General features: G+C 48.8%; 11 protein-coding genes. 7 read left to right on the top strand and 4 right to left on the bottom strand.

All coding sequences use genetic code 11. The features are described from left to right. The first annotated feature begins 177 nt into the window (after positions 1 to 177). Complete coding sequence (locus K384_RS03820) at positions 178 to 2601, top strand: TonB-dependent receptor domain-containing protein (protein ID WP_084147111.1); 2424 nt, start codon at positions 178 to 180, stop codon at positions 2599 to 2601. A 118-nt stretch (positions 2602 to 2719) separates the two neighbouring features. On the opposite strand, the gene K384_RS03815 is transcribed toward K384_RS03820, so the two are convergent. Continuing rightward, a complete protein-coding gene (locus tag K384_RS03815; RefSeq protein WP_038029609.1) occupies positions 2720 to 2956 on the bottom strand; it encodes a hypothetical protein in 237 nt (78 codons plus the stop codon). Between the two features lie 47 nt (positions 2957 to 3003). Next, positions 3004 to 3237: a hypothetical protein gene (locus tag K384_RS03810; protein WP_157630042.1), complete on the bottom strand. Its 234-nt coding sequence runs from the start codon at positions 3235 to 3237 to the stop codon at positions 3004 to 3006. Positions 3238 to 3431: 194 nt separating this feature from the next. On the opposite strand from K384_RS03810, the gene tyrS reads away from it, so the two are divergent. Genes tyrS through K384_RS03795 form a run of 3 tightly spaced genes read left to right on the top strand, consistent with a single transcriptional unit; the run spans position 3432 to position 6683 of the window. Next, positions 3432 to 4724 carry a tyrosine--tRNA ligase gene (gene tyrS, locus K384_RS03805; protein WP_038029606.1) on the top strand — a complete coding sequence of 431 codons (1293 nt, stop codon included), beginning with the start codon at positions 3432 to 3434 and terminating at the stop codon, positions 4722 to 4724. A 46-nt stretch (positions 4725 to 4770) separates the two neighbouring features. After that, complete coding sequence (locus K384_RS03800; RefSeq protein WP_038029604.1) at positions 4771 to 5781, top strand: NAD(P)H-dependent glycerol-3-phosphate dehydrogenase; 1011 nt, start codon at positions 4771 to 4773, stop codon at positions 5779 to 5781. Between the two features lie 2 nt (positions 5782 to 5783). Beyond that, the gene (locus tag K384_RS03795) at positions 5784 to 6683 is read left to right on the top strand and encodes a DUF72 domain-containing protein (protein WP_038029603.1); all 900 of its coding nucleotides are present in this window, start codon (positions 5784 to 5786) and stop codon (positions 6681 to 6683) included. Here K384_RS03795 and K384_RS03790 read toward each other — a convergent pair. Next, positions 6675 to 7076: a hypothetical protein gene (locus K384_RS03790; RefSeq protein WP_157630041.1), complete on the bottom strand. Its 402-nt coding sequence runs from the start codon at positions 7074 to 7076 to the stop codon at positions 6675 to 6677. The genes K384_RS03795 and K384_RS03790 overlap by 9 nt on opposite strands. Positions 7077 to 7188: 112 nt before the next feature. Here K384_RS03790 and K384_RS03785 point away from each other — a divergent pair, with 112 nt between their 5' ends. Genes K384_RS03785 through K384_RS03775 form a run of 3 tightly spaced genes read left to right on the top strand, consistent with a single transcriptional unit; the run spans position 7189 to position 15682 of the window. Then, a complete protein-coding gene (locus K384_RS03785) occupies positions 7189 to 11382 on the top strand; it encodes a CHAT domain-containing protein (protein WP_038029598.1) in 4194 nt (1397 codons plus the stop codon). A 40-nt stretch (positions 11383 to 11422) separates the two neighbouring features. Further along, on the top strand, positions 11423 to 13450 hold the full coding sequence (locus tag K384_RS03780; RefSeq protein WP_038029596.1) for an OmpA family protein: 2028 nt from the start codon (positions 11423 to 11425) through the stop codon (positions 13448 to 13450). Positions 13451 to 13474: 24 nt separating this feature from the next. After that, the gene (locus K384_RS03775) at positions 13475 to 15682 is read left to right on the top strand and encodes a hypothetical protein (RefSeq protein WP_038029594.1); all 2208 of its coding nucleotides are present in this window, start codon (positions 13475 to 13477) and stop codon (positions 15680 to 15682) included. A gap of 91 nt (positions 15683 to 15773) precedes the next feature. Here the strand turns inward: K384_RS03775 and K384_RS03770 are convergent, their stop codons facing one another. Next, positions 15774 to 16490 (bottom strand): YqjF family protein, encoded by a 717-nt coding sequence (locus K384_RS03770; RefSeq protein ID WP_038029592.1) that lies wholly within the window; start codon positions 16488 to 16490, stop codon positions 15774 to 15776. Between the last annotated feature and the right edge of the window lie 9 nt (positions 16491 to 16499).

Genomic DNA, 16499 nt, shown 5'->3' with positions numbered 1-16499 from the left:
CGGGGCTTTTCTTGCTTTAGAAAGCAAAAAATCACTTCCGGACATCCATAAATTTTGAGAAGGCATATATAAAAACAGCCTGCCGGCTCGTTATTACCATGCAAAGCAAAAAAGTAAGAAAAAACTTTACTTCAGATTTATTGTCAAATACTAAAAAAGAACAAAGTGAAAAAGAGTATGTATGCACGGCTATTACTCATGATGGGCTTGATGCTGAGTGCATCGAGCCTGTGGGCACAAGGCAAGGTAAGCGGCAGAGTGGTAGATAGCGAAGGCAAGCCCCTCCCCTATGCTACCATTGTTGGTACCATTCCACAAGAAGCACAAGCTTTTACAGGCGCAACCAGTGATGAGGAAGGTTACTTCACACTGGCTTTCCCCCGTAATGGGAAATATCAAATCACCATTGAATTCATTGGTTATCAAAGCTACAAGAAAACAATAGAAATTGCAGGCAAAGACATTCAGTTAGGCACCATCACTCTGCGGCAAGATGCGCAAGCACTCGAAGAGGTAGAAGTGGTTGCCGAAAAAGAAATGATGCAAACGGGAATTGGTACCCTTACCTATGAAGTCAGCAAAGATCTGGTCAATGCCGGCGGTTCGGCAACAGACGTGCTGCGCAATATCCCCTCGGTACAAGTCGATGAAAACGGGGCACTCAGTTTGCGCGGCAGCCAAAATGTTACCATTTTAATCAACGGCAAGCAGTCGGCCCTCACAGGCACCAGCCGCCAGGCGGTGCTCGAGCGCATTCCTGCCTCTTCCATCGAGCGCATCGAAGTCATTACCAACCCCTCGGCCCGTTATGATGCCGATGGTGGGGCGGGTATCATCAATATCATTTTGAAAAGACCCAAAGACAGAGGGCTCAATGGAACGGCACAGCTGAGCATTGGCAATTATGACCGCTACAATGCAGGTGTGGACCTAAACTACCAAACCCCCAAGTGGAATATTTACGGCAGCCTCAATGGGCGCCAAGACACCCGCATTGGCAATATCACCGTGCGCCGCGAGAACTTCCTGCCGGGCACCACACCCTTTCTGAATCAGGATTGGGATTTCTACCGCATGCGCCGCTCGGGCACTGCCACCGCCGGTATAGAGCATTTTATCAATGACAAGCACTCTTTGCGCTTGGAAGGAGTATATGGGCTGGATGACTCCTACCAAAACCGCACAGTCTATAATGCAAGCCTGGATGCCAACCGTCAGCTGACAGACTACTTCTACCGTTATTCATGGGAAGATGAAAACGAAAACAACTATGGCGTATCGCTGAATTATGACTGGCGCATCAAGGGTAGCGACCACAGCCTTAGCGCCTATGCCTCGTATAACCAAAACTGGGAAACCCAAGGAAGTGATTTTGAAGAAAACTATTTCCTTGCCGATGGCAGCTCCAACGGCGAAGATTTTTTCCAACGCTCAAGCAATAACAACAACAACGGCATGTGGGTGTTCCAAGTGGACTATAAGCGCCCCATTCAAAAAAATATGAAATTAGAAGCCGGTGCCAAAAGTATTATCCGGGAAATCAACCGTGATTTTCTCTTGCAAGACCGCCTGAGCAATGAGTGGGTCACCAATACCGGCTTTAGCAATGAATTCCGTTATCAAGAGCAGGTGCATGCAGCCTATGGGTTGTGGGCTGCCAGGATGGGCAAATGGGAAATGGAAGCCGGCCTGCGTGTAGAGCAAACCTACACCGAGTCTAAATTATTGAACACAGGCGAAACCTTCCGCTTAGATTATTTCAACCTGTTCCCCAGTGCCGCGGTCGTTTATAACATAGACGACGCCAAGAAGGTAAAAGCTACCTACAGCCGTCGTATCAACCGCCCTTCATTCCGGGACTTGAACCCCTTCCGTAGCTTCAGCAACCCCTTGGTGCAAAGAAGCGGGAACCCCTTCTTACGTCCTGAACTTACCCATTCGGCAGAAATAGGCTACCAACAAGACTGGGATAAATTCAACATTACCGTCAATACGTTCTACAAATACACGCAAGATGTCATCCAAGGCGTGTTGGGACAGCAAAAAGGCGATACGGTCGTTTACTTCCCTCAAAACATTGCTTCTTCGCAAAACTATGGCGGTGAACTCATCTTGAACTTTCAACCCTCGCGCAAGCTGAACTGGAACATCAGCGGTTCGTATTACCGCCTCATCATCGACGGCAGCAACCTCGACGAATCGGTGCTCAATGATGCCTATGCCTGGGATGTGCGCACAATGCTTACCCTTTCGCTGCCCGGCGACTGGCGCCTGCAAGGCAATTTGTTTTACCGTTCCCCCTCGGCTACGGCACAGGGCACCCGCTTTGCTTTCTTTATGAATGGTATAGGCGTGAGCAAAAAAGTACTGCAGCAAAAGGGCACCCTCAGCCTGAATGTGCGCGATATAGCTCAAAGCATGCGCTTCGGCAGCGAGCGCCGCACCGATGCTCTTTATAACTACTTCGAATTTAGAGGGAATACACGTACCATCATGTTCAGCTTCCAATACACCTTCGGCAAACAACTCAAACGCCGGCAGAACCGCAACCGGAATGGCGGCTTCGACGGCGGTGATTTCGATGGCGGCGAGGGCATGTAATCGCATGGTTAAAAAAACAGAAAAGCCACCCCGCGGGGTGGCTTTTTTCATGGTGTCAAGCTTCAAAATGAGCCTTACATAAAGCCAAAGTTACTGCTTGAATACGCCACAGCCGGGGCTATGCCAACACTTCTTCTTCCGAAAGCGTGCATTCATATAGTTTCTGCACGACTGTTTGTATATGCTGCCAGTCTTCCTCATCACACAGCAGCCCCTCAGAAGGCATGAAGAGTTCTTTTAAGCCTAAGGCATATTTTCTCATAAAATGGGGCGCCAGGTGCGTGGCTATGCGTTGCCATGCTACCGGTGACAGCTTTTGTTCACAAACTTCCTTGATTTTCACGATCTGCATCATCTTTCTTTCCCTTAGGTAAATCCTTTATTTTTCTATTTTCTTTTGCTTCAAGCCAAGTCATTGAGCGGTGCATCTGTTTTGTACAACTCCCGGATGGCGTCGCATATGGCAGCCAAGTCTTCTCCTTCCAAGTTCATGTCTGCCGGTGGGTTTTGTAGTTCTTTGATGCTATAGCCTTTGTCTCTAAGACGGGCATAGGCCTGCAGAGCTATCCGCTGCCACGCCATCGGTGAAAGGTCGCGTTCGCACCACTGTTTTAGAAGAAGAAGATTGACTTTCATGAATTTAATTTTGTTTAATTTCTAACATAAAGATACAAACGGCATTTTCTCAAAGAAGCTGCTTTCTACAAAAGCACGCTTTGTAGCGATAAAAGACAACCGGCGCTCGACCAACGCTTTGCCTTTGCTTATTCGCTTTTTTAGGCACAATTCATTAGTTTTGGCACCCAAAGCATCCAAAAAACAAAGCAGCAATGAAAAAATCTTTTATTGAAGAGCTCAAGTGGCGCGGCATGTTGCACGATATGATGCCGGGTACCGAAGAGCAGCTGAATAAAGAAGTAACCACCGCCTACATAGGATTTGACCCCACCGCCCCCTCTTTGCATATAGGCAACCTGGCTACCATTATGCTCCTGAAGCATTTTCAGCTGGCAGGGCATAAGCCCATTGCTTTGGTGGGGGGTGCCACCGCCATGATAGGCGACCCCAGTGGAAAAAACGCCGAGCGTGCTTTCCTTTCCGAAGAAACCATCCGCTACAACGAACAGTGCATACAACAGCAATTGGCTAAGTTTTTGGACTTTGACGCGGGCGAATGCTCGGCAGAGTTGTTGAACAACTACGACTGGTTCAAAGAAATCGGTTTCCTGCAGTTCCTGCGCGACGTGGGCAAGCACATCACCGTAAACTACATGATGGCTAAAGATTCGGTAAAAAACCGTATGGAAACAGGCATTTCTTATACGGAGTTTACCTACCAACTCATGCAGGGCTACGATTTCCTTTACCTGTATCAAAACAAAAACTGCAAATTGCAAATGGGCGGCTCCGACCAATGGGGCAACATCACTACCGGCACCGAGCTGATTCGACGCATTGCCGGCGGCGAGGCATATGCCCTCACCACTCCGCTCATCACCAAAGCCGATGGCACCAAGTTCGGGAAGTCCGAAGGGGGCGAAAACATATGGCTCGACCCCAAGATGACTTCGCCTTACAAGTTCTATCAGTTCTGGATCAACGTAAGCGACGAAGACGCCGAGCGCTTAATCAAAGTATTCAGCTTAAAAGGGCGTGAAGAAATCGAAGCCCTGATAGAGCAGCATAAACAAGCGCCCCACCTGCGTGTGTTGCAAAACACCTTGGCCGAAGAGCTCACCGAGCGTATCCACTCACGCCAAGAGCTGGAAAAGGCACGAGCAGCCACTGAAATATTCTTTAAAAAAGATGCAGTGGAAGCCCTCAAAAAAATAGACGAGCAGACGCTGCTCGAGATATTCGAAGGGGTGCCGCAAGTAAGCATCAGCAGGGGCGAATACCAAGCTTGTGAAAGCATCACTGACCTGCTGTCCACGGTCACGCAGGGCGGCATTTTCAAGTCGAAATCCGAAGCCCGCAAAGCAATTCAAGCCAATAGCGTCAGCATAAACAAAGAAAAGGTAAGCGACCCACAGGCCAAGCCTCAGTTTGAACTGCTTCAAGGGCACTACCTGCTGGTGCAGCATGGTAAAAAGAAATACTACCTCGTTCGTGTCAACGACTAACACTTATGCCCCTGATTAGGGGCATTCACCCTATTTGAAAAGGCTTATGAGCACTACACAGAAGCAAGAAATCGCCGTTTTAGGTAGTGGGAGCTGGGCTACCGCCCTTGTGAAAATACTATCGGAAAACGAGCAGGCAGCCATTCACTGGTGGGTGCGCAACCCGGAAACAGCCGAACACATACGCACTTACCGGCACAACCCCGGCTATTTGAGCGATGTGGAAATCCGGCCGGAGCGAGTCGTACAAGTCAGCAGCTCGATACGGGAGGTGCTGGCACCGGCCCGCTGGGTGGTGGTGGCCATTCCCGCTGCCTTTGTTAAGGAAGCGCTTTCTTCTACCACCGCCGACGATTGGTCCTCAAAAAAAGTAGTGTCGGGGGTTAAGGGGGTCATTCCCGAAGACTACCTGCTGGTGACCCAATGGATAAGCCGGCAGTTTGAGCTTGCCGAAGAGAACATGGCTGTCATTGCCGGTCCCTGCCATGCCGAGGAGATAGCCTTGGAACGGCAGTCCTATCTGACGATTGCTTCGCTTAACTTCGCCATCAGCGAAGCCTTTGCCCGGTTGATGAACTGCCGTTATGTGAAAGCCACCCCCTTCGATGACCTCTACGGTGTGGAATATTGCGCCATCATGAAAAATATCATTGCCATTGGTTGTGGCATTGCCCATGGACTTGGATTTGGCGACAATTTTCAAGCCGTATTGGTAGCCAATGCCCTGCGTGAAATGAAGGCGCTCATCGATGCGGTTTACCCGCTACACCGTGAACTGACTCATACCGCCTATTTGGGCGATTTGCTGGTTACGGCTTATTCTCAATTTAGCCGCAACCGCACCTTTGGCAACATGATAGGCAGGGGGTATAGTGTAAAATCGGCACAGATGGAAATGAAAATGGTAGCCGAAGGTTATTATGCTGCCAAGGGCATTTATCAAATCAGCCGTAAGCACGGCGTGGTTTGCCCTATCATGAACGGGGTGTACAGAATACTGTATGAAGAAGTGCCGGCAAAGAAAGTGTTTGAAAAAATACGTGCAGAGCTGCAATAGGTATGGAGTTCGGTAAAGTAAGCGACATCAGTGGTATCGATTTTTCACTCCCCCCCGACCCTGCCTTTAACCGTTATTACCTGTCGAAGGCAGCCACAACCAAGCAAGCTACTCGTTGGTTTGTCGGCTGCCCCATCTGGGTACAAAAAGAGTGGGCAGGCAAATGGTATCCGCCCCAAACCCCTTCTCAGAAGTACTTATGGCATTATAGCCGCCAATTCAATACCATAGAGCTCAACAGCACCCACTATGCCTTGCCGGGCGGCACCACCGTTCAAAAATGGGTAGAACAAACACCCGGCAGCTTTCGTTTTTGCCCTAAGTTGCCCCAAGGCATCAGTCATCAGCTGGATGGTCCTTTTCTGAAAAAAGAAATAGAAGCCTTTGTTGCCTTTTGCGATGCTTTGGGCGAGCGCTTAGGCACGCCCTTTATGCAGCTTCCCCCTGCTTTCACAACGCGGCAATCTACGTTTTTGCTTCGTTTTTTAGATAGTTACCCCTTCGATAAGCTGCCACTTTCCATAGAGTTCCGGCATGCTTCCTGGTTTAAGTACCTCTCACGAACAGCCGATAAGCTGCACAGTTATGGTGCCGGACTGGTGATTACAGACGTTGCCGGGCGGCGCGATGTGCTGCACATGGGCTTATGCAATGCCACAGCCATGATTCGCTTCGTAGGCAACGGGCTGCACCCCACCGATTACAGCCGCATAGACGAGTGGGTCGAGCGGTTGGCACATTGGCAAGCACAAGGGATAGAGCAAGTGTTTTTCTTCGTTCATGAACCGGACAATGTGCAGGCTCCCGACCTGGCAGCCTACCTCATCTGTCAGTTGAATCAAAAGCTTGGTTTGGATTTAAAAGTACCTCAACGCTTCGACATACAACAATCTCTATTTTAGCGCCCGGTACACATAACTTTCTTTGTCGATGCCTTCGCCTATGTGCAGAATCAGTGTTTTGCGGTTGGGCTTCTCTACTTCAAAACGCTGCTTCACGACTTTGCCCATCGGGTCACGGGCTTCTATGATAAGGGCGGGCTTTTCCGGATGACGGTCCCAATACCAACGGCTGGTCAGTACTTTGGCCTTCGGATTGTCCGGATATACCTGACATATGCCGCCTTCTGCAAATACCATCACATTCCCCAAACGCTTTGCCGCCATTTCTGCCTCGGTAATTACAATTTGGTGCATACGGATTTCTACCAAACGCCACTTGCCTATGACCGAAGGCTGTGAAAATGAAAACGCCGAGACACAAACAGACAACAACAATACATACAATCCACGCATACGCTTTTCAATAATTTTGGTTTTCGGTTTATCCTGACGCAAAGAGTGTGCTAAAATGGTGCAATTTTTGTAAACTTACATAATATATGAAAAAACTTACACAAGAAAGCTTATGAAACGATTGGGGGTTGCCATCTTGTTTATATTGCTTCTCAGCCTGCCTTCCGAGGCGCAGGTATTGAGGCAATACTTAAAGCTAACGCAAAATATTGAAAAAAGCTACCGCATGGGCGACTATAAGCGTGCCCATGCATTGGCAGAAAAGAAACTAAGCCGTGCCAAAAGTGATATTCAAAGAGCTTGGCTCCAAGCCCTTCAAGCCCGCAACCTGGAAGCCTTGGCACGTTTCGAAGACATGCAAAAGGCCGTTGAAGAAAGCGGTAAAATACGGGAAAAAGCAAAAGACCAAGGCGACAGCTTTGCCTTGGGACAACTATTGTTAACCCATACTTATCTTGAATACGGCAATTTCAGGCGTGCGCATCAGCTGTTGACAGCCATCGACAGCAGCCGCATTCAAGACCCTTTGGTGAAGACTTTTTACAAAGAAATGCAAGCATGGCTTCTGCTGGAAAGCCAAGAAGCTGCGCAAGCCTATGCATTGGCACAGGAAGCAGCCAAGGAGCGCCGCCAACAGGCAGAAGGCAGTGCCCGCAAGCTGTCAGGTCCGGAAAAGCGCTTTGTAAAACGGCAACTGGCACGCGACCTCACCCTGCAAGCACGCGCCCAAACCGTGTATGGCGATTACGAAAAAGCTGACTCGCTGCTGAAGACTTACAACCTCACAGTACGCCGCTTGGTGGGTGTTACCGACCCGGATTATGCCGCACACCTGATTGCCTTCGGCGAGAATTATGATGCACAGGAGAATTACGCCAAAGCCACCTCGTATTATAAGATGGCACAGCGTGCCCAGCTCTATTATGCTTTTGCTTTTAAGGAGTCAAGTAAAACCTATTTGCACCTGCTCGAAGGCATTGCACGCAATAGCGTAAAGCGGCGGCAACTGCGGTTCGTGCAAAACGCCAACATACGCGAGATGAAGCGCGTCGCAGAACAATATTACGGCAAGCAGTCCCCCTATTATTTCAGAGCACAAATCATTGAGATGGAGCGCGCCATCCGTGACCGGCGCTTCAAAGAAGCCGAAGCCATCCTGCTTAGCATCACCCAAAACGAAAAGCTTCCCAAAGATCATCCTATCTACGCCGACTTGCTGCGCGTATGGACGGAACTCTACGTGCAAAACGACGTATCCATACAAAAAGCAGAGGAGCTGAACCAACGCTATTTGGAAGCCCAGCAGCAGCGCCTCATCCCCGGAACCTTTGCCTACCGCCTTGCCCAAGTTGATTGGGCCGGCTTCCACGTCAATTATGGCGAAGATTTTCTAAAAGCCAAAAATATATTTGAAAAAGAAGTGCCGGTAGAACTTTTCGAAGAGAAAATGTATTTTGGTCACTACCTCTCGCCTGCCTACCACCGCTTATATGCCGAATTCTTTTTACTCAACGACCGTTACGCACGTGCCAAAGCCCTCATGCAGCAGACCGTAGAGCAACTCAACCGGCGCTATGGCGAACGGCATATCAAAGTGGCACGCGCCAAACTGCTTTTTGCTGAAATACTGCAAGAAAACGGGGAGTTCAAACAAGCCGGTGAAGAAGCACAGGATGCCCTGCAAATCATAGAAAAGAATGGTGACCCGGAAAGTGTTGATTATGCCTTGGCACTGATGCAAGTAGCTAAAATATATGCTGCCATTAGCGACTATAACAAAGCCACCCAATTGCTAAGCCAAGCCAATGCCACCATTACTGCCGTAGAGCGCCAAGCAGCCAAAAAGCAAAAAAAACAAGGCATTCCTACCGACTATACGGCACTCAAAGCCGGTTCTGTAGAAGAGCTTGCCGAGGTGTATGCCCGCACCGGTGAGTTTGAAAGCACCTTGCGGCTGCTTACAGACGTTCTGGACAAAAAAGAAAAAAAATACGGGGCAAACAGCCGCCGTCTCATCCGCCCCCATCAAGCCATGGCAAGCGTGCTCATCCTGCAAGGCAACTATACCGACGCACAAAAACATATTTACACAGCGCTCGATATTGCAGAAAAAAGCTACGGCAAGCAGTCACTCAAGTATGCCGATGTCCTTACACAACAAGCCAAAATACATATAGAATTGGGCGACATTGAAAAAGCCGAAGCCGAAGCCGAGCTGATTCGGCGCATACAAATAGACAAACTGGGCAAGCTGCATATTAAAATGGCCGATATATTGAGCGAAGCAGCCCTCATAGAGTATAGCCTGCACCCTGAACGCTATGCCGAAACCGAAGCCGTTTTAAAGGAAGCCATCGACTTGGCAGCAAGCACTTTCGACAAACAACACCCCACCTATGCCCAACTGATAAGCTCGCTTGCCGTTCTTTATAAAAACGAGCGCCGCTACAGCGATGCTGTCCGGCTCTTAAAGCAAGCCGAAGAAATTTACGGCAATAAGTTTGGTAAAAAACACCACCAAGTGGCTTATGTCAAAAGCCTATTGGGCGAAGTAAGCCTAAGCGAAGGGGCTTATGATGACGCCCGCGCCTATTTTCAAGAAGCAAGAGACATTTATGCCAGTGCCTTTGGCGAGCAACACCCTGCCTATGTCCGTCAAATCAGTTATTTGGCGCGCCTGGCTTATGTCAAAGGGCAAGTGGACTCGGCAGCCGCACTTTACCAACAGAGCCTGGACGGCTACCTTTTATTTATCGAGCGCTATTTCCCCAGCCTGAGCGAGCGCGAAAAAGCCAAATATTGGGCAAGCATACAGCCCCACTTCCAACTGTTCAAATCATTGGCTACAGGACGTCCTGCGGGCAGCCCCCTGCACGAAACCCTGCTCAACTATACTCTGACTACCAAGGCCATTCTGCTCAATGCCGGACAAAAAACCCGGCAACAGCTGACCCAAAGCCAAGACAGCACCTTGACAGCCCTTTACAACCAATGGGTGAGAAGAAAAGAGCAGTTGGCAGCCCTGCTCAACTTGAGCAAAGAAGACCAACTACGCAGTGGAGTGAATGTACTGGCCCTGGAGTCGGAAATCAACCGGCTGGAGAAGCAGTTGTCCGAGCGCGCTGCCCTTTTCAATAAATTGAAAGTAGAAAAAGTCAATTGGCAACAAGTACAAAAGCAACTACAGCCCGACGAGGCAGCCATCGAGCTCATCCGGGTGCAACACTTCGACCCACAGCAAAATGCATTTACCGACTCGGTTTATTATGTAGCCTACATCCTGCTGCCTGCAGGCAAGCGCCCTGTGCCGGTAGTCTTGAAGGAAGGCAAGACACTCGAAAACCGCTACTACAACTATTACCGCAACGCCACCCGCTTCAAGCTGCGCGACCGCTTCTCTTATGAGCAATTCTGGCAGAATATCGAAGAACGCCTGCCCGCCACGGTCAAACGTGTGTTTGTGTCACCCGATGGCGTATATAATCAAATCAACATAGCCGCTTTTTACCGCCCGTTGAAAGACAACTATGTCTTCGATACCTACGACATACGCTACATCAGCAACAGTAAAGAGCTGCTGAAACGCAGTCCGGCGCCCATAGAGCAAAAAACCACTGCCGGACAGGTGCTTATTGTGGGCAATCCGGATTTTGGCGGAGAAGTACCCCCATTGCCCGGCGCCGAGCTGGAAGCCCGCCTCATTGCTCAACTGCTGAAGTCATTCAACTGGCCAATTCTCACGCTCTTGGGCGCCAATGCCACCGAGCAAAGCATTAAACAACTCAAGCAGTCACCACGCATCCTTCACTTTGCAACCCACGGTTTTTTTGCCCCCGGTAGTGACAACTATTCGGAAAATACCTCTTTTGAAAACCTGTTGGCCAATGACCCTATGCTGCGCTCCGGCCTGCTGCTCAAAGACGGAGGGCGCTTGCTTAGCGAAGGCGCGGCCGCCATCAATACAGCCGACGGTGTGCTTACTGCTTATGAAGCACAAAACCTGCCCTTGGACAATACCCGTCTGGTAGTGCTTTCGGCCTGTGAAACGGGACTCGGTGACGTACAAATAGGCGAAGGCGTCTATGGACTGCAGCGCGCTTTCTTGGTGGCCGGCGCACGCAGCGTTGTCATGAGCCTTTTCAAGGTCAACGATGAAGCCACCCAAAAGCTTATGAGCTACTTTTATGAATCATATCTGAAAAATGGCAATACGCATCTTGCCTTCCGTCAGGCACAAGAGCGCTTGCGCAAAGAGTACCCGCACCCTTACTATTGGGGAAGCTTTGTCATTACAGGTATTGAATAATATTCCGGTCTTGTATAAACACTAAAAACCATCTTGAAACATGAACAAGAACATTTATCTTTTTCTACTTTGTCTGCTGTGTCTGCCCACATGGCTGCGGGCGCAAAAGCAACCGCTACCCCCACCCATCAATACAGCAGCCATAGAGTACGCCCCCACCGTAAGCGCCGATGGACGGACCATGATTTTCGAAACCAACCGGAACAACGGCAAGTGGGAGCTGTATGTAAGCTATCTGCGTGATGGGCGCTGGACCAACCCCGAACCCATCGATTCGGTCAATATGTATGGAGGCGATACCGACCTCATCGGCGGACCTTCCATCAGTTACGATGGCAACACGCTCTACTTCTTTGCTTCTTTCAAAGACGGATACGGGCGTGAAGACATTTACTACAGCCGGCGCATTGGCGACCGGTGGAGTAAGCCTAAAAATATTGGTCCGGTCATCAACACGCCTGCTTACGAAGGCTTCCCTTGTATTTCTGCCGATGGCAAAACGCTCTACTTCATCCGGGAAAGCACCGACGAAGATGGCGACATCCTTACCCGTGGCGATGCTATTTGCTACCGTATTTTCGCTGCCGAAAAGGGCAAAGACGGACAATGGCAAAAGCCTTACCCGCTGCCCATGCCTATCAACTTAGGCTGCGAAAAAGCCCCACGTATCATGTCCGACAATGTAACCCTCATATTTTCCTCTATAAGGGAGGGCGGCATCGGTGAGTTTGACCTCTACCTTTCACGACGTAACGAAGAAGGCGACTGGAGCAATCCTGTCTTAATGGACTTTGCCAGCACCCCCGAACGAGACCAGTTTGCCAGCGTATCGGCTTCGGGCGACTTGCTTTACTTCGTAACCAACAACGACATTTACACAGTACCCATTCCGCCAAAGTTCCGGCAGAACCGGAACATCACCATCCAAGGATATATTCGCGATGGTGAAAGCCGCCAAGGCATCGGTGCTTATGTAAATGTATACGATGCCGAAACCACAGAGCAGCTTATGCGCCTGGAAAACAACCCCTCTGACGGGCGTTATACCGTTGTGCTATCGGAAGGGAAACGCTACATCATAGAAGTGGAAAAGCAAGGATATACGGTCTATTTTTTTGAGTTCGATCTGCGAAAGCTGGACAAATACCAAGAGTTTGAACGCGATATAGAGCTGTTCCGCACGGCAGACGTACATGTCAACGCCATTGACCGCCTCATCTACGAACCACTGAACGCCCAAATATTGGTAACCAAACAAGAGGGCGAACAACAAATAGCCCGGCAACAAACCGAAAATGGCAGAACCACCCTCAAGCTACCCATTGGCGCAAGCTACCGGCTCAAAGTGCAAGCCGACAATTATATAGACACAAGCTTTGTCATTGACCTTAGCCGGAAGGTTCGTTACAATGTGGTAGAGAAAGATGCTATTTTGCGTCCGGAAACCAAAGAATATGAGATTGTAGTTAAAGACCTTGAAACAGGAGAAGGTTTGCCCTTTACGGTGGTTTTGGTGAACCGCAGCCGTGATGAGGTCATTACGCTCGACGAAAACAGCAGCAATACACCCGGCTATTACAAAGTGCATATCCGGGAATCGGATGAATATGAGCTGGAGGTGCGCAACCCTGCCGGTTATGCTTTCTATTCGGATAAAAACCCGGTAATCAGTGCCAAAGATGCTACCAGAAAGAAAGTAATAGAATTGGCACCACTAAAAATAGGCACCAAGCTCACACTCAACAACATCTACTTTGAAACAGGCTCTGCCGAGCTTTCCGATGCTTCGGAGCGGGAACTGAAAAAAGTAATAGAACTGATGCGCCGCAATCCTACCCTTAAGATAGAGTTGGCGGCTCATACTGACGACAAAGGCTCGGAAGCTTTCAATCAACGATTATCGCAAGCCCGTGCACAAAGTGTGTTCAATTATCTGAAAAAATTTGGTATTCCCGAAGACCGCATGGTTCCCAAAGGTTATGGCGAGTCTCAGCCCATAGTACCCAATGACTCAGACGAAAACCGCGCAAAGAACCGGCGTTGTGAATTGATTGTAATTGCTATTTAAAGCCCTCTTTAAAAACTGTAAACTATGAAACAAATCATCTATAAATATTGGTTGTTGTTGCTATTGTGTTGCGCAAGCCTGGCGCCGGCTTATGGCCAAAAGATTAAATACAGCCGCGACATTTACCCCTTAATACAGGAAGGAAATTACTTGCAAGCCTACCGCATGCTACACATTTACCTTCAAAAAGAGCCCGATGCCATCAATGCCTACTATCAGTTGGCACGCATCAGCGAACAGCGCGCCAACCGCTTCGACCCGCTGCTTCAAGGGCATATCGTCATGCGCTATGCCGATAGTTGCATTTACTATTTCTCGGAGTTCGATAAGCGCCTTACCGAAAAAGAACTGCGCAAAAATGCAGAGTATTATGAGGATTTTTTCGACGAAGAGGACAAAGCCAGCGGAAAGCCCAAAATAGAAATAAGCGAGGTGAAGCCTGTCATTGAGCAAAAAATAGCTCATTATCGCCGGCTCAAAGAAAACCTAAGCACCATCCTCCGGCATTTTGGAAAAGCCGTAGAACACTACGACGCAAGCCTGCGTCTTTATAACGGCCTCACCGAACAGTATTATACCTACAAAGAGCTGCTTATACTGGCCGATGAAAACGTGATCGAGACACTCAACCGGCTGGCTTTGCACTATGACTCCACTGTTTATTACCTCGATCGCTACCGCCAGGCACTCGACCAATATCCGCTTGAAGGATACAACCAAAGATATACGGTGCGCCCTATTGTGGATTTCCGCATAGATGGCGTGGAGCCTTTCGTAGACTTTCTGCGCCCCGACATTCAACTGTGGAATTATGCACAGTGGGCAAGGCAAACCGTGGAAAATATTCAAAAAGAAATAAAACCACTCAAACAGTCGCTGGCGGCCGCCTTTAAAGAGGCCATACAAGCTGCCGACAACAAGCAAAGTTATGAAATAGATCGCCCACTGTTGCTGAAACTGAACCGCTATGATTACAACTCACTCATATCCAACTTAATAGAATATTATACACACAAATCTGCCTATGCACAAGCAGAGCAAATTGCCAAGCTCGAAACCAATTTAGATGCACGCGAAGAAGCACAGCAATTCAGCGAACTGCTTTTCTATGGGGGAAAAGCCAGAGAAGCGCTATCTGCCTCATTGGCTGCAGCCAATGAAAAAAACTTTAAAAAGTATGAAACCATATTGAATAGCCGCTATACTTCACTCAACACCTTGCGCCAGGCCCTGTCACAAGAAGATGCTTGGATAAATCAAGAGGTACGCCGGCTGGAGACAGAGGTAAAAGACCAAATCAACCGCCTGCTGGAAAGCATGCCGGTCACTTCTTACGAAAATGTACCCTTGCCTACTGCCCCCAATTGGCGCCCACTTGACGAGGTAAAAGAAGGCGAATGGGTCGTGGCTGAAAGTGTAAAAGACGGTGCAGGCAATTATTATCTCTGCGGCTTCCGTCGCGCAGCCAATGACCAACTGACCGGTTTCGTGGCAAAAATATCGGAAGGCAAGGTTGTATGGATGCACCAAGAAAAAGAAAGTGAAGCACAAAACTCCACTGCTTACACCTCACTGACCCTCACCGAAGACGGCTGCCTGGTAACCGCCGTTGCCTGCGCCACGGGTCCTTATAGCATACAAAAAGCTGCCATAGAACGATTTAGCAATGCAGGCAAGCGCATTGAAAAGGTCCCCCTTCCTTTTACTGACTGCCCGCGCTTTATTCGCTACAATGATGTTTTTGGCTATTGGACATTACTTGCCAAAGGGCAAGCCCTCTTCGACCCGGCTACCGCTAATGAAAAAGTTCTGCTCATAGAAGCCAAAGCAAGCAACGGGCAGCTTAACTGGCAACAGGAGTTTCGTCTTTTAGGCAATGTGGTGAACCTCGTACCGGTAGAACGTGGCTATGTGGTCATCGGCAATTTCAGCGAAATCAGCTTCCCCGATGGGGAAAAAGCAGTAAGCCGGGTCAATAATTTGGCACACCACACCAATGTGTTTGCTGTAAAATACAGCTCCAAATTAGGCAATATCACCCGCCGTAACTACTACCCTTCCAAGCAACCATTGGCTGTTTATCAAGTTTATAAAGCCTCCGATAAGGCCATCCACTTATTGGGGAGCATGGGTACATGGAAATTCCAGGCATTCCGCTTCAACCCCTCCGAAAGCCTGCACCTTATCATAGACAGCGAGCTTGATTTTTACTATCCCTTTCAAAAACCATAAAGCATAAAGCTATACACTCCAAAAAAAGACACCTTGCAAGGTGTCTTTTTTTATTTGCCGGACTCTCTCGAAATGGAGAAGAAATAGATAGTTACTTTATTCTGATTTTACGTCTGTTGCTCACCCGAACAGCCGACCCTTCGGCTAAAAACACCGAACAAGGTGCTTGACTGTTTAAAAAAGCAAATTCTTTTCCGTACACCTCTTTAAAATCAACATCTATCCGGTAACGTTGTACCTCATACACAAGCCAAGATGGATGTTTCACCTCATACTCTATGGTTTCTCGCCTATTGACCCGGCTGTAGCCCCAATAATGTTCCAATATAAAAGCCGCTTCACTTTCCGGCAATAAAGGCTGTTTTTGTGTAGAAGCTTCTACTTCCAAACTATGCCATCGCCCGCCTTTTTTCCACTCATAAACTACTTTTTGGCTTACTTCCCCTCTTTCTTGTTGATGACACATGGGCATAGCTTCGTAGTGCTCATGATAAAGTGTGTTGGCTACCCAGGCAATAGCCGGCTTCGGAACGATTTCCTTAATGAAGGATACCCCCCGCTTAGTGCTTCCTCTTTCTTGACGTTGCACGTAAAAGCGCAAATTCACCTCTTCAAAATGTACATGTGCCGGAATCTTCAGCCCCCATACACGGGTATTTAAAAACATGAAACCTACCAGACTCAGCATGCAGCGTCCACGCCATAAATCCGGCACCGTACCGGCCGGCACATAAGATGCAAGCAATGAAGCCGGCACCTCATAGTTTGCCACAATCAACCGGCGCCATTCTGCCTTCAGAAAATCCATTTTTTAAAC

Origin of the sequence: Thermonema rossianum DSM 10300 (genome assembly GCF_000426825.1) — a bacterium.
Taxonomy (GTDB): domain Bacteria; phylum Bacteroidota; class Bacteroidia; order Cytophagales; family Thermonemataceae; genus Thermonema; species Thermonema rossianum.
Note: the sequence above shows the minus strand (reverse complement) of the source record. Positions and strands in the feature narration are given on the sequence as shown.

Excerpts from the sequence above, each read along its gene's own strand:
- K384_RS03785 (WP_038029598.1), top strand. The coding sequence starts at position 7,189 with ATGAAACGATTGGGGGTTGCCATCTTGTTTATATTGCTTCTCAGCCTG.
- tyrS (WP_038029606.1), top strand. The coding sequence starts at position 3,432 with ATGAAAAAATCTTTTATTGAAGAGCTCAAGTGGCGCGGCATGTTGCAC.
- K384_RS03775 (WP_038029594.1), top strand. The coding sequence starts at position 13,475 with ATGAAACAAATCATCTATAAATATTGGTTGTTGTTGCTATTGTGTTGC.
- K384_RS03780 (WP_038029596.1), top strand. The coding sequence starts at position 11,423 with ATGAACAAGAACATTTATCTTTTTCTACTTTGTCTGCTGTGTCTGCCC.
- K384_RS03820 (WP_084147111.1), top strand. The coding sequence starts at position 178 with ATGTATGCACGGCTATTACTCATGATGGGCTTGATGCTGAGTGCATCG.
- K384_RS03795 (WP_038029603.1), top strand. The coding sequence starts at position 5,784 with ATGGAGTTCGGTAAAGTAAGCGACATCAGTGGTATCGATTTTTCACTC.
- K384_RS03770 (WP_038029592.1), bottom strand. The coding sequence starts at position 16,490 with ATGGATTTTCTGAAGGCAGAATGGCGCCGGTTGATTGTGGCAAACTAT.
- K384_RS03810 (WP_157630042.1), bottom strand. The coding sequence starts at position 3,237 with ATGAAAGTCAATCTTCTTCTTCTAAAACAGTGGTGCGAACGCGACCTT.
- K384_RS03815 (WP_038029609.1), bottom strand. The coding sequence starts at position 2,956 with ATGATGCAGATCGTGAAAATCAAGGAAGTTTGTGAACAAAAGCTGTCA.
- K384_RS03800 (WP_038029604.1), top strand. The coding sequence starts at position 4,771 with ATGAGCACTACACAGAAGCAAGAAATCGCCGTTTTAGGTAGTGGGAGC.
- K384_RS03790 (WP_157630041.1), bottom strand. The coding sequence starts at position 7,076 with ATGCGTGGATTGTATGTATTGTTGTTGTCTGTTTGTGTCTCGGCGTTT.